Annotated in this window: 21 protein-coding genes; 12 read left to right on the top strand and 9 right to left on the bottom strand. The window is 69.1% G+C overall.

Annotation, left to right across the window (positions count from 1 at the left end; genetic code table 11):
* The 4 genes from ACZ7CH_RS40185 to ACZ7CH_RS40170 form a co-directional block, all read left to right on the top strand.
* On the top strand, positions 1-234 hold a 234-nt coding region (locus ACZ7CH_RS40185), incomplete at its 5' end, for an ANTAR domain-containing response regulator (protein ID WP_470376367.1).
* Positions 235-644: 410 nt separating this feature from the next.
* A complete protein-coding gene (locus ACZ7CH_RS40180; protein ID WP_470376366.1) occupies positions 645-1,043 on the top strand; it encodes a hypothetical protein in 399 nt (132 codons plus the stop codon).
* 19 nt (positions 1,044-1,062) lie between these two features.
* Complete coding sequence (locus ACZ7CH_RS40175) at positions 1,063-1,359, top strand: DddA-like double-stranded DNA deaminase toxin (protein ID WP_470376365.1); 297 nt, start codon at positions 1,063-1,065, stop codon at positions 1,357-1,359.
* The gene (locus ACZ7CH_RS40170; RefSeq protein WP_470371935.1) at positions 1,356-1,979 is read left to right on the top strand and encodes an Imm1 family immunity protein; all 624 of its coding nucleotides are present in this window, start codon (positions 1,356-1,358) and stop codon (positions 1,977-1,979) included. The genes ACZ7CH_RS40175 and ACZ7CH_RS40170 overlap by 4 nt, the downstream gene beginning before the upstream one ends.
* Before the next feature lie 686 nt (positions 1,980-2,665).
* Here the strand turns inward: ACZ7CH_RS40170 and ACZ7CH_RS40165 are convergent.
* From ACZ7CH_RS40165 to ACZ7CH_RS40155, 3 genes are all read right to left on the bottom strand, one after another.
* Positions 2,666-3,532 (bottom strand): LPXTG cell wall anchor domain-containing protein, encoded by an 867-nt coding sequence (locus ACZ7CH_RS40165; protein ID WP_458432139.1) that lies wholly within the window; start codon positions 3,530-3,532, stop codon positions 2,666-2,668.
* A gap of 10 nt (positions 3,533-3,542) precedes the next feature.
* On the bottom strand, positions 3,543-4,106 hold the full coding sequence (locus tag ACZ7CH_RS40160; RefSeq protein WP_360401188.1) for a papain-like cysteine protease family protein: 564 nt from the start codon (positions 4,104-4,106) through the stop codon (positions 3,543-3,545).
* 326 nt (positions 4,107-4,432) lie between these two features.
* Complete coding sequence (locus ACZ7CH_RS40155; RefSeq protein WP_470376364.1) at positions 4,433-4,984, bottom strand: TetR/AcrR family transcriptional regulator; 552 nt, start codon at positions 4,982-4,984, stop codon at positions 4,433-4,435.
* Positions 4,985-5,225: 241 nt separating this feature from the next.
* Here ACZ7CH_RS40155 and ACZ7CH_RS40150 point away from each other — a divergent pair, with 241 nt between their 5' ends.
* Positions 5,226-6,194, top strand: a complete 969-nt coding sequence (locus ACZ7CH_RS40150) for an alpha/beta hydrolase family protein (protein ID WP_470376363.1) — start codon at positions 5,226-5,228, stop codon at positions 6,192-6,194.
* Between the two features lie 72 nt (positions 6,195-6,266).
* A complete protein-coding gene (locus ACZ7CH_RS40145; RefSeq protein WP_458432136.1) occupies positions 6,267-6,866 on the top strand; it encodes an NADPH-dependent F420 reductase in 600 nt (199 codons plus the stop codon).
* Positions 6,867-6,946: 80 nt separating this feature from the next.
* Here ACZ7CH_RS40145 and ACZ7CH_RS40140 read toward each other — a convergent pair whose 3' ends face one another.
* Both ACZ7CH_RS40140 and ACZ7CH_RS40135 read right to left on the bottom strand, forming a co-directional pair.
* The gene (locus tag ACZ7CH_RS40140) at positions 6,947-7,507 is read right to left on the bottom strand and encodes a snapalysin family zinc-dependent metalloprotease (RefSeq protein ID WP_360401177.1); all 561 of its coding nucleotides are present in this window, start codon (positions 7,505-7,507) and stop codon (positions 6,947-6,949) included.
* A 182-nt stretch (positions 7,508-7,689) separates the two neighbouring features.
* The gene (locus ACZ7CH_RS40135; RefSeq protein ID WP_470376362.1) at positions 7,690-8,625 is read right to left on the bottom strand and encodes an NAD-dependent epimerase/dehydratase family protein; all 936 of its coding nucleotides are present in this window, start codon (positions 8,623-8,625) and stop codon (positions 7,690-7,692) included.
* Between the two features lie 79 nt (positions 8,626-8,704).
* Here ACZ7CH_RS40135 and ACZ7CH_RS40130 point away from each other — a divergent pair, with 79 nt between their 5' ends.
* From ACZ7CH_RS40130 to ACZ7CH_RS40110, 5 genes are all read left to right on the top strand, one after another.
* Positions 8,705-9,625, top strand: a complete 921-nt coding sequence (locus ACZ7CH_RS40130; protein WP_470376361.1) for a LysR family transcriptional regulator — start codon at positions 8,705-8,707, stop codon at positions 9,623-9,625.
* A gap of 86 nt (positions 9,626-9,711) precedes the next feature.
* Positions 9,712-10,029, top strand: a complete 318-nt coding sequence (locus ACZ7CH_RS40125; RefSeq protein WP_360401168.1) for a hypothetical protein — start codon at positions 9,712-9,714, stop codon at positions 10,027-10,029.
* A 209-nt stretch (positions 10,030-10,238) separates the two neighbouring features.
* Entirely contained in the window at positions 10,239-10,577 is a 339-nt protein-coding gene (locus ACZ7CH_RS40120) for a hypothetical protein (protein WP_458432132.1), read from the top strand.
* A gap of 125 nt (positions 10,578-10,702) precedes the next feature.
* Positions 10,703-11,245: an SRPBCC family protein gene (locus tag ACZ7CH_RS40115; protein ID WP_360401162.1), complete on the top strand. Its 543-nt coding sequence runs from the start codon at positions 10,703-10,705 to the stop codon at positions 11,243-11,245.
* Positions 11,242-12,417: a zinc-dependent alcohol dehydrogenase gene (locus ACZ7CH_RS40110; protein ID WP_360401159.1), complete on the top strand. Its 1,176-nt coding sequence runs from the start codon at positions 11,242-11,244 to the stop codon at positions 12,415-12,417. The genes ACZ7CH_RS40115 and ACZ7CH_RS40110 overlap by 4 nt, the downstream gene beginning before the upstream one ends.
* 49 nt (positions 12,418-12,466) lie before the next feature.
* Here the strand turns inward: ACZ7CH_RS40110 and ACZ7CH_RS40105 are convergent, their stop codons facing one another.
* The 4 genes from ACZ7CH_RS40105 to ACZ7CH_RS40090 all read right to left on the bottom strand — a co-directional run bounded on the left by ACZ7CH_RS40105 (position 12,467) and on the right by ACZ7CH_RS40090 (position 16,171).
* Complete coding sequence (locus tag ACZ7CH_RS40105) at positions 12,467-13,522, bottom strand: hypothetical protein (RefSeq protein WP_470376360.1); 1,056 nt, start codon at positions 13,520-13,522, stop codon at positions 12,467-12,469.
* Positions 13,522-14,022, bottom strand: a complete 501-nt coding sequence (locus tag ACZ7CH_RS40100) for a SigE family RNA polymerase sigma factor (protein ID WP_470376359.1) — start codon at positions 14,020-14,022, stop codon at positions 13,522-13,524. The genes ACZ7CH_RS40105 and ACZ7CH_RS40100 overlap by 1 nt, the downstream gene beginning before the upstream one ends.
* Before the next feature lie 68 nt (positions 14,023-14,090).
* On the bottom strand, positions 14,091-14,978 hold the full coding sequence (locus ACZ7CH_RS40095) for an SDR family NAD(P)-dependent oxidoreductase (protein WP_470376358.1): 888 nt from the start codon (positions 14,976-14,978) through the stop codon (positions 14,091-14,093).
* Positions 14,975-16,171, bottom strand: coding sequence for a zinc-dependent alcohol dehydrogenase (locus tag ACZ7CH_RS40090; RefSeq protein WP_470376357.1), 1,197 nt, complete (start codon positions 16,169-16,171; stop codon positions 14,975-14,977). Before ACZ7CH_RS40090 ends, ACZ7CH_RS40095 begins: the two co-directional genes overlap by 4 nt.
* A 321-nt stretch (positions 16,172-16,492) precedes the next feature.
* Here ACZ7CH_RS40090 and ACZ7CH_RS40085 point away from each other — a divergent pair, with 321 nt between their 5' ends.
* Positions 16,493-17,044 carry an EF-hand domain-containing protein gene (locus ACZ7CH_RS40085; RefSeq protein WP_360401144.1) on the top strand — a complete coding sequence of 184 codons (552 nt, stop codon included), beginning with the start codon at positions 16,493-16,495 and terminating at the stop codon, positions 17,042-17,044.
* Positions 17,045-17,161: the final 117 nt, after the last annotated feature.

The raw sequence follows: 17,161 nt of genomic DNA, 5'->3' as shown, positions 1-17,161 counted from the left end.
TCGGTCACGATCGCCAGCGCCCAGCGCTGGCAACGCTCACGAGACCACATCGACAGCCTGGAAAAGGCTCTCGCCTCCCGGGCCGTCATCGACCATGCAAAAGGTGTGCTGATGGCCGTGCACTCCTGCAGCGCCGACGAAGCCTTCACGATGCTCGTGCAGCGCTCACAGCACGAGAACGTCAAACTCCGCGACGTAGCCAAGAGCCTGCTCGACTCGGTCGCCGGTTCCTGAGCAGCCGGTGCCGTTCGTGGCAGTCGCGTAACACCTCAGCGGTCATTCGTCTTAAGCCCTCAGGCGTTTGAGGCGCCGCTGGAGGAGCTCGTCGTGGCGCCCGGAGATCGAACACCCGAATCACAGCACCGTGATCACGCAGGTCACGAACCCGGCAAGCCACCATCCAGCAGGAGACCTCGCGGCAACCCATCCTGCGGATGATCGCGGCTCCGCTGGCGGGACCGAGAAGGCGAGCCCGAACCGGCATCATGACGCAGCCGGGATGCCCCGAGTGGGTCTCGTGCATGGTGATCAGACGCAGGCCAGGCGGACGCGGTACGAGCCCATCACCCATGCGGCTGAACTGCGGTTCGGCCGTACGCGTGCCTCGTGCGAGGATCGGTACGGGTCCGCGGGAAGGTAGCGGTGTGCCGCCGACGACGTTCAGCGATGTTGAGGCCACGCTCAACGCCGCCGCGGACAAGGCCCAGCAGGTGCAGCAGATGCTCCAGCAGGTCGTGGAGATGGCCGAGGAGTGCGCGACGGCGCTCACCGACGTCATGGCCGGAACCGGCGAGCAGGCCGATGCTGAGATGGTCACCAGTCAGTTCGCCGCTGTGCGAGTCGGCGCAAAGGACCTGCTGGACGTCCTGGTATCGGGCTTGCAGGGCATCGAGAAGGTTCATCAGCAGTTCGCGACCAAGCCGCCGACAGCCTCAACCCCGACGTCCGGCGGGACAGGCGGTGGCGGCCGGCAGTCGGATACCTGGGCGCGGCGCACGATCGAGCCTTCCCGCGTTCAAGACCAGCGGGATCTGCCGCGATGATGACGGCAATGAAGACCTCGTGCAGAGCGGCCGGGAGCCCGACGGCGAGCACACCCGCATCAATGATCACCTGACGAAGGTGGGTGTGCTGTGGCCGGGTCAGAACGCCGAGGTCACCAAGCACGTCGAAACCAAGGTCGCCTGGCGCATGCGGCAGTCCGGCGTCAACCGTGCCGAAGTGGTCGTGAACAAGGAAGTGTGCGAGGGCATGTTGGGTTGCCGGGAGGTGCTACCGCTCGTACTGGGCGCCGGTCAGACACTGACGGTGCACGATCCGATGGGTTCGCACACGTTCCAGGGAAGGGATGCACGGTGACGTACACGCTGGACTGGTACTTCTACAGCGGCGCCAACCGCGCTCGTGAGCCGTTCGAGGTCCGATCCGAGTCCGACCTCAACCGTGCGCTGGCAGCGATCCTGGCCGAACCACAGCCACATCCGACCCAGATCGCCGCGCGCGAGCTCCCCCGGTTCGGTCCGGCGAAGATTCCCGACCGCATGTTCAAGATGGACGTATCGCCGACCGGAGAGCACGTGGCACTGCACTACTTCGGGCCGACGGACCCGCGGCGGGCGGTGCGAATGGTGACGATGTGGGCCAAGCAGAGCGCACCGGAGCAGACTCGGTCACGGTCGACCCAGGTCGAAACGCTGGTCCTGCGGCACGCGGGTGACCTACCGCCGTCCACTGTGGATGCGATGCCCCCGCCGGAGCACGACCTGGACCTCACCCTGGAACGACACCCCTGGGTGACGTCATCTCCTACTGCCGTCCCGGACGACGTGCCGACCCTGTACGTCGATTCGGCGAACGAGACGGAGTTCCCGCGCGACGCGATCATTCCACGCGACCTCGCGGTCGCGGCGCTGCTCGAGTTCGCGGTGACCGGCGTGCGTCCAGAATCTGTTCAATGGCAGCCGTTCGAGACTTACTGACCAACGGCTCACAGTGCCGATCGGTGCCTCGCGGAACACCAGACGAGGGCACCACGTCAGCGCCGGCATGCTTGAAGACAGCAGCTTGTCGTGGAGGACGACGCCGAACGACAGCGTCGAATCTGCACTCGCGCCTTTCCGCAACCTGCCAGGGATTGGCAGCCACCATACTGCCCGCTGATCCCTGGGAACAGCGGTTACGCCATAACGGTTCACCGCCGCGATGACAGTCAGAGCCTGGGTCGACAGGTTCTGAGCTGCAAGCGCGCAGCGTATTCTGCGACGTGTCCCTCAGGGGCTCGGCCAATGAGGTGGGCCAACGTCCGCACCGATAATCATGCGCACACACTCGCCCCATAGAGCGCACATGAAAAAGTTCGCACATTCGTGCGATTGAGAGACCCTGGTGGATCGCTCATGTGATGGCGACCATTGGGAGCGACTCCGTGCGTTGAACGTGCCAGAACAGCCCTCAATGGACCTGAACGGAACCGCGCCGACCTGCAGGAGTCCCGTTTACGCAGGTCAGCGCGTTCCTGGCGTTGCAGGTCACACAGATGGAGCCCTCGGATCGGCCTGAACTGCGCCCAACTGCACCAAAGCGCAGGTCAACAGCCCTGAACGCACGCTCATAACGGCCCAGAACGGCTGTCGTTCGCCGTGTCCACCGGGACCGAGCCGAAGAATCACCCAGCGTTGTTGCGCCGGCGACGGAAGAAGAAGGCGCCGCCCGCGAGCACGAGCGCCGCGCTCGAACCGCCGACGAGCAACGGCGCGATGGACGACGTGCTGTCCGTTCCGCTTGCAATGCCGTAGCCGCTCGACATCCCCTTGGTGTCGTAATCCGATGCGGGCAGCTTGTCGGCGTAGCGGGCCTTGACCAGCTTCTGGTACTCGCTCAGCGACATGGACGACTTGCCGCCCAGTCCTTGCCGTGCCTGGTCGTTGAGCGGCTCCACCGTGGTGAGCTTCAGCTGGTACCAGCCACGGATCTGCGGCTCTGAGAACACCAGGACCCCCGCACCGGCCTTGCCGGCGTACTCGGCCTCGTCGTCGCCCTCGCGCACCGCCGCCAAGTGCCAGCCGCCGCCCTGTGTGGGGGCGAGCATGACGGTGGCCTGGCGGTCGTTGACGGTGTTGCTCAGCGAGGACACCAGGCGGGCCAGTTTGACCGCCTCCGTGGCGATCGGCGGGGAGGTGCCCGCGACGAAGCCCGGCGTGATCTCGCTGACCGCCAGCGGGTCCTTGATCGTGAAGGCGGGCATGCCCTCGCACGGATTGGCCTTGTCCGGAACCATCTGCACGGGTTGGGACCCGCCCTGGGGCACCGGCACGGCGAGGAAGCGGCACACGGCGTTGCGGACGTCGGCCGACTTCACGGCGTTGAGAGCGGCCTGGTAGTCGGGGATGTCCACCGGGAGCGGGTCCTCGGCCGGGGCCGCGTGGGCGGGGCCCGCGACGGACAGGAGCGCGGATGCGCCCAGTGCCAGGACCGCGGTCAGGCGGGAAAGGCGCGAAGCAGCCCGCCGCCAGACCGTTCTTGGTTCGCACATGATGCCTGCCTTAACGGGAGATGCCGATCCGGGAGTGGGTCCACTTGAACGAGCTGTTGTTGACGTAGTCGTTGTAGTTCCACCACGTGTAGGTGGCGGTGTCCGGCCACGGGTCGGCGACCGCGATGGTGTTGTTCGACGTGTCGAAGCCGTAGACGACGTTCATGTGGCCCCCGCCTGAGGTCCACCCGATGCGCGCACCGATGGGGCGGGAAGCCTTGACGTCGGTGTAGATCTGGTTGAACGAGGCCGCGCTGCCCAGGCCCGAGCCGGGGTGGGCCATGCCGAGGCTCTGCCAGCCCCTGGCCATGTCGTCGAGCGTGGCAGGCTGGTTGTTGCAGCCGTAGTAGGGCTGGGCCCGAGTGCAGAAGTCCGCCTGCGTGCTGCCGACGCCCTGGTACTTGGCGATCGTCAGGCCCGAGGCGGCCCAGCACCACTGGGTCTTCTCCTGCTTGTACATGGCGATGCCGTCGTACGCTGCTTCCGCTTGCGCCGCGCCTGCCGCGGTCACGAGCAACCACGAGGTCGTCAGCGCGATGGCCGATGCCGTGATCGCGAATGTGGATCTACCCATTTCCTTGTCCTCCTGGATGTGACGAGTACCGGGAGACCTGAGGACATGAAAGCGCGAAAATTCGCTGCCACGCAGAAACAACACACAAATACGCCCACAAGAGTGAACTCCATGAATTCCAGCTCCCAGGCCGGAGTCACGAATTACCGAACATCAACAACGAGCCGCCGAAGCCGCCACTGGTTTCCAGTCTTTGCCCGTGAAGGTTGCGGCATTGCACTCTTTACGGTGTCGAAGACGGTCCGAAAAGGCCACCATCCGCATCCGCCCACGGAATGCGAGGGTGACTCGAACACTTTGAGGTGAATGCCAGGAGGTCCCGATACCTAAGGGTCCAGCTTGAGCGAACCGTGACCGACGTCGGTGCTGTCGGCGATGGCACGGACCAGGTTCAGCAGGTCGTCGTGGAGCTCGTCGGTCATGCGGTCCTCGGCGACACCGCGGAGGAACACCTGGTTGACACCCCTGATCGCGGCTCGGCCCGCGGCTCCCGACAGGTCGTCACGACCGGTTCCGTCGAAGGGGAAGCCGGTTCCGGGAGTTCGCTGGGAGACCTCGGCCTCCGCCATGGCGACCACGCCGGGGTTGGCCAGGGCCATGGCGCGGGTGAGCGCGGCTTCCTCCTGGTCGACGTTGTCGCGCAGGTCGTGCCACCACCTGTCCACCAGGTCGATGAACTCCAGCGCGGGGTCCTCCCGGTGCAGCGCGATGATCCGCTGCTCGATGGACGCGGGCCATTCGGTGATGAAGTCGAGCTTCGACGGGAAGTAGCCCGTCACGGTCCGCGGCGCGACCTCGGCCGCCTCGGCGATGTCGGCGATCGTGGTCCGTTCGTACCCGTGTTCTGCGAACAGGCGCAGAGCCGTGTGCAGGATCAACCGCCGGCGTCGCGCTTTGGACCGCTCCCGAAGCCCCGGACCGTCACTGGCCACCCGCACCCCTCCCGCACTCCGTTGACCACCGCCTGCGTGCACCTCAGCATACATGCTTCCCATGGCTAAAATGCCGTCTTGTGCAAACTTGCCGTCCATGGCAATCTTTTGCCGGGCGGCCGGAGTCGATCACCCTCCGAGTCCGTCGAGCAACGCGTTCACGGACGAACCGCCTGAGAGGAACACCATGAACACGTCCTACGCGGACGCCGCCGGCTTCCCGGTCAGCGACCCCACCCCCGTCCTCAGCTGCAGTCCCGTCTCGCTGGAGGTGCCGGGCAGGCCCGTGCCGCTGGAGATCAAGATCTCGGCGCCCGTGACCGGGACCGACCTGCCGGTGCTGCTGCTCTCGCACGGCCACGGCATGACCAACTTCCTCTCCTCGCTGCGCGGCTACGGGCCCCTCGCGGACTTCTGGGCCGCTCACGGGTTCGTCGTCGTCCAGCCGACGCACCTGGACTCCACGGTGCTCGGGCTGCGCGACCAGGACCTGCCCGACGCGCCGCTGTTCTGGCGCGACCGCGCCGTCGACATGCGGATCGTCCTCGATCACCTGGAGGAGGTCATCGCCACGATTCCGGGGCTCCCGGGCCGTGTCGACACCGAGAAGGTGGCCGCGGTCGGGCACTCGGCCGGTGGCCACACGGTCTCACTGCTGCTGGGCTCGCAGGTGTCCGACCCGGACGACCCCCGGGAGAAGGACCTCTCCGACCCCAGGGTCAAGGCCGGCGTCGTGATCGGAGGACCTGGCATCGCCGACGAGCACTTCTCGCCGTGGGCCGCGGAGCACTACCCGATGATGAAGCACATCGACTTCGGGCAGATGACCGGTGCCGCGCTCGTCATCGCCGGCGACGAGGACCTGAACCCCCACTTCTCCTCCCGGCTCAGCTACCGCTGGGACGCCTACACCCACAGCCCCGGCGGGAACAAGACGCTGCTGACCCTCCTGGGCGCACAGCACCTGTTCGGCGGGATCTCGGGCTACGACGCCGTGGAAACCTCCGACGAGAACCCCGAACGGGTTGCCGCGCTGCGGGCGCTGGTGTGGTCCTACCTGCGGTCCCAGTTGTTTCCCGGCGACATGTCCTGGGACATCGCCGTGAAGGCACTGGAGAGCCGGAAGACGCCTCTTGCGCAGGTCGAGACCAAGTAGCCCGCGACGTGCGGACCGCGGTCGACACCGCAGCCCCGCATGTCGCTCGTCAGACCACCTCAGGAGGAACCCATGAACATCGCGATCCTCGGCACGGGCAAGGTCGGTTCCGCATTGGGGACACGACTGGCATCCACCGGTCACCACGTGGTCTACGGATCACGGACGCGCGCAGGCGAAGAGGGAACGGTCAGCCCGCGCGAAGCCGTCGCGTCCAGCGACGTCGTCGTCACCGCCATCCCCGGCACGGCCGTGGTCGCCGCCTTGGAAGACATCGGGGAGGACGTGCTGGCCGAGAAGATCGTGCTCGACCCCTCGGCCGCTTTCACCCCGCAGATGACGATGGCCTACCCCGGTGACAGCGTGGCCCAGCAGGTGCAGGCGCGTTTCCCACGGGCCCGTGTCGTGAAGACGCTCAACACGATGAACTTCACCATCATGGTCGACCCGCTGGCGTCGGTGTCCCAGGCGACCGTTTTCCTCAGCGGCGACGACAGCGCGGCCAAGACCGTGGTCACGGGCTTGCTCGGCGACCTGGGGTGGCCCGGGAGCAGCGTCCTGGACCTGGGCGGCGTCCACACCGCCTTGGCCACCGAGCACGTCGCTCCGTTGTTCTTCTCGACCGTCAGGGCCCTGGGAACCGCGAAGTTCAACATCTCCGTCTCGCGGTGACACACAGGTCGTCGCGATGGACGCACAACGCCCGCGGGGCCCGGGTCCACAGGAGACCCAGGCCCCGCGGTCGTGCGTGATCAGGAGTGGACGGGGATCTGCTCGTAGATCACCTTCCACTCGTAGGTGCCGGCGAACCCGTTGGCCCACAGGGAGTTCACCCGAGCCGCCTCGGTGGCGTTGGGCGAGGCGACGGTGCAGGACGTGCCGGGGCCACCGCCCGACATCAGCTCCGAGCACGGGCCGCTGTAGTGGTCGGGCAGACCGAGGGCGTGCCCGGTCTCGTGCGCGGTGATGCGGGTGACGTAGTACTGCCGCGCCTGCGTGTAGTCGATGAAGATCGTGCCGCTGCCGTGGCCGTTGGTCGAGGCGTACGAACCGCGCGGGTCGTTGCCCTCGCGGTAGCGCAGGGTGGCCGCGCTGCGGTTCTCCACCAGCTTCACGTTGGACACCCGCGCGTTCCAGTTCGCCGCACCTTGCCGGATGGCGCTCGCGAACGTGGGGGCGCTGCTGGTGTCGTAGTACACGGTGACCGCCGCCGCGGTGGGCGGGGCCTCGGCGGCCGACGCCTGGCCCGTCAGGGGTGCGACGACGGTTGTGGCCGCGGCGAGCGCGACGGACAGGACGACTTTCTTGAACATGGGTTCTCCTCGCTTGCAGGGTGCGAAGAATGGAACCTCGGGGTTCCGCCACCCAACGTAAGGAGAGTCGTCGTGCCCGTTCGCCCGCCATTGGCGTGAAGCGGTTCAGCGCTCTTCACGGTTGACGTAGCCCACTATTCGGACGAAAGCAGCACAACCAGCGAAAGCGGGGCGAATGGTCGTCACTGTGCGTCAGATGCCGAGCTGACCGCCCCGGTAGTGGCGAGCGCCTGGGCGCGGGTGATCACGGGCCGGTACCCCAGCTCCGCCACCGCCTTCGCCGTGTCCACAGTGCACGGCTGCGAGAAGAACCAGAGCAACGGCACCGGCACGTTCTCCACGGCCGTGGAGAGGTCGAGATCCGGTACCGACGGCTCCACCGCGTGGAGCCGGAACTGCGTCTCGAGGAACGACCTCAGCTCCACCGGCTCGCGGTCGGTGATGAAGTACGCCTCTCCTGGCCGACCGTGCAACCAGCCGAGGACCAGTCCTTCCACGGCGTTGTCGACGTAGGTCACGTCGGTGCGCACCCTGCTGCCCTCGATCCAGGCGAACCGGCCTTCCCGCGCCGCCGCCACGATCGCGCCGATCAGGCTGCTGTGCGGTCCCCACACGAACCGCGGGCGGATGACGACGGTGCCGAGCCGGTCGTCCGAGGCCTCCGCGACGAGCTGTTCCGCCTGCGCCTTGGTGGCGGAGTAGGCCGCGGGCGAGTCCGGGCGCAGCGGAGCGGTCTCGTCCGCGTCGACCAGGGGGTCACCGGCCAGCAGCGCGGCTTCCGATCCACAGTGGACAAACCTGCGGGCGTGCACGCGGCGTGCGCCTTCCAGGGCGGCTGCGGTCCCGTCCACCGTCACGAGCCGGTGCCGTTCCGGGCTCGCCGCGAGGTCGGTCTCCGCGGCGAGGTGGAAGACCACGTCGTAGGTGTCGCCGGGACGGGCCCAGGTGGTGGGGTCGAGGAGGTCTCCCCGGACGGCGGTGGCGCCCGCGTGCTCGACTGCGGCGGCCGCTGCGTCGCTGCGCGCCAGGGCGGACACCGCGTGGCCGTCGGCGACCAGGCGGCGGATCAGGGCACTTCCGATGAAACCGGACCCGCCGGTGACGAATGCTGATGACATGTCAGGTCCAACGGCGGTGCAGGAAGAACACTTCCCGTCGCAGGATCGATATAAATTGCCCTAATGATAACTTTTGTTTATGCCAACTCTGCGCGCGCTGGAATGCCTGCTCGCCGCGGCCGACCTGGGTTCGGTGACGCGTGCCGCGCAGCACCTGCACCTGTCCCAGCCGGCGATCTCGCACCAACTGGTCGCCCTCGAACGTGAGGCCGGCACCGCCCTGCTGATCCGCGACCGCCGCGGAGTGCGTCTCACGGCCGCCGGACGCGCCGCGCTGCCCGAGGCTCGCCGGGCCGTGGCCGCCGCCGACGACGCGGTCCGCCTCGCCCGTGCGGTGGGTCAGGCCGCCGGAGGCACGGTCCGCGTGGTGTGCGCGCAGAGCCTCACGGTGGCGTTGCTGGCACCGGTGCTGGCCCGGTGGAACGCCGACCGGCCCGGCGTGACGATCGCCTTCCGCGAGAGCACGGACCCGGAGCCGGCCCTCGCCGCGCTGGAGTCCGGGGAGGCTGACGTCCTGCTCGTGCCCGACCTCGGCGCCACCGGCTTCCACGAGACCACGGTCGCCGAAGAGGAGATCGTGGTGGCACTGCCGGTCCGGCATCCGCTGGCCGCACAGCCCGCCATCCGGCAGGACGACCTGCACGGCCGGTCCTTCGTGCACTTCACGCCGGAGAACAACCTCGGCGCGTGGATCGAGAGCAACCTCGACGCCGACCTGAGGGGGTCGGTGGTGGCCCGCACCGCCGTGACGACGCACGCGCCCCAACTGGCAGCGGCGGGCCTGGGGATCTCCGTGGTGCCGGTCAGCGCCATCACCGCGGGTTTCACCGGCGTGGTCCGCTCCTTCGAACCGCGGTGGACACGCCGCCTGGTCGCCCTGACCGCGGGCCCCCACGACCCACTCACCGCTCAACTCCTCACGGACCTGCGCGACGGAGGGCTGCACGTGCCCGGCGACGTCGCGGACCAGCTCGCCTCCGCGACCTCGGAACAACGCTGATCGAGATGTCGGTCGTTCAACCGACTGTGCGCCGCCACACCGGTGGATATCTTGCGAGGAACGCCCGCAACAGCTGGAGGAGCACCATGACGACCGCCCGGCGGATTCTCACCGGTCTGGCCACCGCAGGACTGTTCATCTCCGTCCTCGGCGCGGGATCCGCCACCGCCGCCACCAAGGGCAAGATCTACATCTCCAACAACTGCGGCGCGGCGGTCTCCACGACGATCCACCGCACCAGCGGTGCGATGATCGCGGGCACCTCGGCCGCACCGGCCGGCAGCTACTTCGGCTACCCGGTCGACCCCGGCACCTACGTGGTCCGCGTGCCCGCCGGGAGCCGCACGGTGACGATCCTCGACCTCGGCGGCAAGGCGCACACCGCCGTCGTCAGGGCGTGCTGAACCGTCCTGCCAGGACAGAAGGGCCGTCACCCGAGTGGTGACGGCCCTTCTGCCGTAGGCCTTCTGCTCGCCACCGCCCACCGGCTCGCGTGCGAAGTGGTGCACCGCGAGCGGTCGAGCAGTGGTACTGGGGCGTGCCGCTCCCCTGCGCGACGATCGGTTCGGTCGCGGGAAACCCCCGCCACCGCTGATCGGAGAAGGAGCAAGCCATGCGGCACCTCACCCGCCGTCTCGCCACCGCCGCGGCCGTCGCCGCGACGCTGACCGGGGTCTCCCTCGTCACGTCGCCCGCGGCCTCTGCCCTCGCGCCGGGGACCCTGTTCCAGTACGGGGCGCTGAGCTGCAAGGCACTGGCCGCCGCCGACGGCGACGGCCTGGTGGAATGCACGGGCCAGCAAGGCACCAACTGGCGGTCCGTCGTCAAGTGCACCTGGGGCCTCACGTACTACGGCAACTGGCAGAACAACTACCTCGGTGGCACGACGCAGTCCCGGGCCGACTCGAACTGCTTCTGGGGCGTCGCGGACGTCACGGTCACCGGGAGCTGATCCCCGCGCGGAGCGACGGCGGCACCGGTCACCTCTCCCGCAACGGGGTTAGGCGCAGTGCCGAGGGGTAGTCAGGTCCCGGTGAGGCCCGGTGCCGGTGGTGCGGGGCACGCGAAGGAGGATCCGTGGAACTGACTGCTACGACCACTGTCCGCAAACCCGTGGCGGAGGTGTTCGCGTTCTGGCGCGATCTGCAGAACCTCCCGACGTTCATGGGGCATCTCGAGGAGGTCCGCACCACCGGTGCCCGGACGAGCCACTGGGTCGCCGACGCGCCGTTCGGGACGAACGTCGAGTGGGACGCCGAGATCACCGACGAGGTGCCCGCCGAGAAGATCGCCTGGCGTTCGACCGGTGACGCCGACGTGCCCAACGCCGGCACGGTCCGGTTCGTGGCCGCCCCCGACGGGGAGAGCACCGAGGTCCACGTCGGACTGGTGTACGAGATCCCGGGCGGTGCGATCGGCAAGGCGGTCGCCCGGTACTTCGGCGAGGAGCCGCACCAGCAGCTCGACGACGACCTGCGCCGGTTCAAGCAGGTGCTGGAGACCGGTGAGGTCGTCCGGTCCGACGGTGCCCCGTGGGGCAAGCGGGCGCGCGAGGAGTTCCCGCAACGCCCGGCGCAGCCGCTGTCGGACGCCGAGCTGGAGAAGGGAGCGGGCGCATGAGGGCGACCACCTGGGCCGGCCGCAACAAGGTCGAGGTCCGCGACGTGCCGGACCCGAAGATCCTCAACAGCCGCGACGCGATCGTCCGGATCACCTCCACCGCGATCTGCGGTTCCGACCTGCACCTGGTCGACGGCTACGTGCCGACCATGCAGGACGGTGACGTCCTGGGCCACGAGTTCATGGGCGAGGTCGTCGAGGTCGGCTCGGGCGTCGCCGCGGACCGGCTGCGCGTCGGGGACCGGGTCGTCGTGCCGTTCCCGATCGCCTGCGGTGCGTGTGCCGCCTGCGCGGCCGGGCTGTTCTCGTGCTGCGAGAACAGCAACCCGAACGCCGGGATCGCGGAGAAGATGTTCGGGCACCCGGTCGCCGGCATCTTCGGCTACTCGCACCTGACCGGCGGTTACGCGGGCGGGCAGGCCCAGTACGCGCGCGTGCCGTTCGCCGACGTCGGCCCGTTGAAGATCGAGTCGGACCTGACCGACGAGCAGGTGCTGTTCCTCTCCGACATCCTGCCCACCGGCTACATGGGCGCCGAGATGTGCGACATCCAGCCCGGTGACGTGGTCGCGGTGTGGGGTGCCGGGCCGGTCGGCCAGTTCGCCATGGACAGCGCCAGGGTCTTGGGCGCCGCGAAGGTCATCGCCATCGACAAGGAGCCCTACCGGCTGCAGATGGCCGAGCAGGCGGGTTACACGCCGGTGAACTTCGACGAGGTCGACGTGCGGTCCCGGCTGCTGGAGCTGACCGGTGGGCGCGGGCCCGACAAGTGCATCGACGCGGTCGGCCTGGAGGCCACGCACGGCAGCGCGCACGTCTCCGCCTACGACCGGGTCAAGCAGGCCGTCAAGTCCGAGACCGACCGACCGCACGCACTGCGCCAGGCCATCATGTCGTGCCGCAGCGGCGGCGTGGTCTCGGTGATCGGCGTCTACGGTGGACTGATCGACAAGTTCCCCGCGGGCGCGTGGATGAACCGCTCACTGACCCTGCGCACCGGCCAGTGCCACGTCCACCGCTACATGAAGCCGCTGCTGGAGCTCATTGAAAGCGGGAAGCTGGATCCGACCCGGATCATCACCCACACGCTCCCGCTCGACGAGGCGGCACATGGCTTCGACATCTTCAAGAACAAGCAGGACAACTGCGAGAAGGTCGTCCTCAAACCCTGACGGGCCACGGCGTTCGGTCACCGCGGCGAACACGGTGACCGAACCGCGGTCAGCTCGGCAGCACGAGCCGGTTGGCGATGTCGTACAGGTCGGCCTGGGGCACCCCGCCGGCGACGACGACCGGGGCCCCCCCGATGGCGTCGAGGACCCACAGGCGGCGGTAGCCGTCTTCGTCGGTGTAGCGCGTCGCGTGGCCCTGCACGAACTGCCCCGGCGTACCGGCCGGTTCGCCGACGACGGCGCTGCTGACGTGGACCGTCGGCTGAACGGTGCACGTGCCCAGCGAGTAGCCCGTGGTGGTCTCCGGCATGGCCGGGGACCGGTCCAGGCCCTGCTGGACGTTGAACGCGCAGATCCGCATCCCGTCGGGCAGGTCGCGCAGGCCGTAGGCCGGGGCGACCGTCGTCGCGCCGGGGAACTGGATGTTCTCCGCGATCCGGCGGCCGGTGTCGGCGAGCTGCTGCGCGGGTGCGGTGCTGCCGTGCGCGGCGGCCACGTGCACGTACATCGAGCCGCCGTCGGGGTGCGCCACGTACAGCTCGTACCCGCCCGGCCCGGTGGACACCGAGCTCTCCACCCCGCGCTGCCCCTTGACCGTCACGGCCTGGCCGGGACCCGACTTGAACATCGCCTCGTCCAGCGACACCATCCGGAACTGCTGGACGCCGATCTCCAGCACCTGGTCGCCGGCCGTGACGGTCAGCATGTACTCACCGCCGTACAGGGGCGTGGCCGGGTCCTCCGCGCTGAACCCGACGTTGATCCGGTGCACCCGGTGGGCGACCGTGCCCGGTGGGAGCCAGCCCAGCGAGTAGGGCATCCGCAGACCCGCCGCCGCGGCCTGGCTCGTGGGGGCCGGGGTCTCGGCTCCACCGGCGGTGGCCATCGGCTGGGACTGCACCGCGGGGTCCGGCCGGTTCAGCACCACGGCCGTGACCGCGCCGAGGGTCAGCACGGTCGCCCCGGCGGCGACCACCAGCGGCCGGCCCAGCGCGGAGCGCCTGCTGTCGATGCGCCGGCGCGCTGCGGCGAGCACCGCGTCGCTGTCGGGTGCGTCGGCCTCGCGCGCCGTGAAGGTGTCCTTGATCAGGTTCTCGATGTTCATCACGTCTCCCTGGCCTCCGCCATCTGCTCGATGACCAAGCCGTTTCGCAGTGCGGCCAACGCCTTGTGGGCGTGTGCGCGGACGGTCGCCTGGGCGCAGCCGAGCAGCCCGGCGATCTCGGAGTCGGGCAGCTGCTCGTAGTACCGCAGCACCACCACGGCGCGCTGGCGCTTGGGCAGCCGCGCCAAGCGCTGCCACATGTCCTCCCGCGCGGCGTGGTCCGACGCGAAGTCGTCCGCCCGTGCCTCGTCGGGGAGGTCCCCCGACGCGGTCACACGTGCGGACCGGCTATGTCGCCAGGACAGGTAGCCGTTGGTCACCATCCGCAGCACGTACCGCTCGGGGTGGTCCGCGTGGCTGATCCGTGACCAGTGCCGGTACATCTTGACCAGCACGTCCTGCACCAGATCAGCAGCCTGTTCCCGTTCGCCGGTGAGCATCGTCGCGTACCGCAGCAACCGCGGCAGCTGTGCTCGGGCGAAGTCGTCGTAGTCAGCCATCACCCTTGAAGACTCACGCCGACGGCGATCCGTTTACCGGCTTCTCGGACAACGCGCCGGCCACACCTTCACCGTTCGGCGGGCCAGCGCCCGTGCGTCCCCTCACCGGCGGGGTGCGGCCGGAGAACGGTGCCCGGCGTGGGCGGCACCGCCTTCCTCGTCAGCGCCGCGAGGCGGAACAGGGGCCCGACGAGCAGGTCGTAAAGGCCGGGCAGGAACCGGAAACCGGCGACGATGAGCGGGTTCGCGGGTCCTACCGGCACGCTGACGTGCCGCTGCGGGTGGTCGGCCAGGCGGACGATCGCGGCGGCGACCCGCTCGGGGCTCAGGACCGGAACAGGTGGCCGCGCCGCACGACCGGTGTAGTTGGCGGCCTGGTCGTAGATCGGCGTGTTGATGCTGCCGGGGCTCACGATGCACACGTGCACGCCTGGCTCGTCGCGCGTTTCCTGTTGCAGGGTGCGGAGTACGGCGCGTTGCCCCCACTTGGCCGTGGAGTAGGCGCCCATCTGCGGCACGGTGATGGAGCCGAGCAGCGAGTTCACGCCGATGAACACGCCGGTGCGCTGGCGGCGCAGAACGGGGAGGACCGCCTGCGCCAGGTGCAGCGTGCCGTGCACCGCGGTGTCCACGACCGTGGTGAACACCTCGGCAGGCATCTCCTCCACGGTCCCGTACCCCATCACCGTCGCACTGTGCACGACGACGTCGATGCGCCCGTGCAGGTCCATGGCCTTCCCGACGATCCGGCCGGCGCCACCGGGATCGCCGATGTCGTCGGCGACGACGTCGACCGCGGCGGTTCCCACCGCCCGGCAGGCCTTCTCCGCGGCGTCGAGCGCCGCACCGCTGCGGGAGGCCAGGACCACGGCATCGCCGCGGGAGTAGAACGCCACCGCCGCGGCCAGCCCGATCCCGCTGCTCGCGCCCACCACGAGCACCACTCGGCCGGTCATGGGTTCAGCACGACCTTGATGCAGCCGTCGCTCTTGGCGCGGAACATCTCGTAGCCGCGCGCGGCCTCGGCGAGCGGGAGGTGGTGCGTGGTCAGGTCCAGGGTGCCGAGCGGATCGGCCGGGTCGAGGACCAGCGGCAGGATCTCGTCGGTCCACCGGCGCACGTGGGCCTGTCCCATGCGCAGCTGGATCCCGCGGTCGAACATCTCCATCATCGGCATCGGGTCCTGCTCGCCGCCGTACACGCCGGACACCGACACCGTGCCACCGCGGCGCACTCCCTTCACCGCGGTGTGCAGGGCGTCGAGGCGGTCCAGTGCGACCTTGTCGATCACCTTCTGGGCGATGCCGTCGGGGAGCAGTCCAGCGGCCTTCTGCGCCGCGGCGACCAGTCCCCCGCCGTGGGCCTCCATGCCGACGGCGTCGATGGTGGCGTCCGGCCCGCGGCCGTCCACCATCTCGATCAGCTTGGCCGCCACCTCGCCGGAGCCGTCGAACTCGTCGAGGTTCACGGGTTCGGCCCCGTGGCGTTCGGCCAGCGCGAGCCGTTCAGGAACCCGGTCGACGCCGATGACGCGGCCGGCGCCGAGGTGCCTGGCGATCCGGGCGGCGAACTGCCCGACCGGGCCCAGCCCGAGCACGGCGACGGTGCCACCGGGAGGCACGTCGGCGTAGCGGACGGCCTGCCACGCGGTCGGCAGGATGTCGGACAGGAACAGGAACTGCTCGTCGGGCGTGCCGTCCGGAACGACGATCGGCCCGAACTGGGCCTGCGGCACCCGCAGGTACTCGGCCTGGCCGCCGGGCACCGAACCGTAGAGCGAGGTGTAGCCGAACAGGCTCGCGCCCTTGCCCTCGCCGCGCACCTGCGTCGTCTCGCACTGCGCGAACAGGTCGCGCTCGCACATCCAGCAGTGCCCGCACGAGATGTTGAACGGCACCACGACCCGGTCGCCCACCTCGAGGTGACCGCTCGCCTCGGAACCGACCTCCTCGACGACGCCCATCGCCTCATGGCCGAGCACGTCGCCCGGCTTCAGATAGGGCCCCAGCACCCCGTACAGGTGGAGGTCGGATCCGCAGATCGCGGTCGAGGTCACCCTGATGATCGCGTCGGTGGGCTCCTCGATCCGCGGGTCCGGAACGTCGACCACCTGCACCTTCTCGTTGCCCTGCCACGTCAGCGCCTTCACGGGTGCCTCACCTCTGACGCTGGCGTGGTGGTACTTGCTGACCTGGCCGGGGTGCGCGGCGACGCGTTCAGCGCCGTGCGCACGACCGCCGTCGAGCGGGTGATCCGAGACATCCGACTTCCCCTCGTGACACTGGTGGACAGGTCAGCAGTACCCCGCAAAATCGACTCAAAACCGTTTCAACCTGTTCGTGGTAACGGACGGACCCCGCCGATCGAACGACCTCGGCGTAGAGGCAGCGTCACCCGGTCGGCTGGTTCACCCTTTCCGGTAGCCGTGTCGCCGGGCACTCGCGGAACGGGTTGCCTAGGTTGCGTCGTCATGACCGAAGTTCGTGATCTCAAGTACCGGCAGTGGTTCAAAGGCGCCGATGTCGACGGCGACGGAGTCATCACCTGCGAGGACGTCCGGCTGATGGGCGAGCGGTACGTCGCGGCCCGCGGTGCCGCGCTGCAGCCCGCGACCGCCCGCCACCTCGTGGAGGGGCTGGAGGCGTTCTGGACCGGTGTGATCGCGCCGATGGACCAGGACGGTGACGGGAAGGTCGACCTGCGGGAGATGACCGAGGGGTTCCGGCGGGCGCTGGGCGATCGCGGCCTGTACCCGCAGCAGGTCGGACCTGTGGCCGACTGCTACTTCGACCTGATCGACCTCGACGGGGACGACCGGGTCGACCGCACGGAGTTCGAGGAGATCTTCCGCCTCGCGGGCAACGTCTCCCCCGAGGACTGCGCCGCCGTCTTCGACGCGCTGGACGTCGACGGCTCCGGCGGGCTCGACCGCGCCGAGTTCCACCAGGCGCTCGCGGAGTTCTTCTACGGCGACGACCCGCACGCGCCCGCCGCCCACCTGTTCGGCAAGATCACCGCATAACCGCCACGCCGTGTCGTCCGGCCCGCTGCACCCGAAGCCGAGGCAGCGGCCGGACAGGACCCATTTGCACTACATCACTCCGCCAGCCGCATGAGCAACCATGGTCCCGGGCCGGGA

The sequence above is a fragment of the Lentzea sp. NPDC037011 genome (assembly GCF_055607425.1).
The sequence above is the reverse complement of the archived record's forward strand: the minus strand, read 5'-3'. Positions and strand labels throughout refer to the sequence as shown.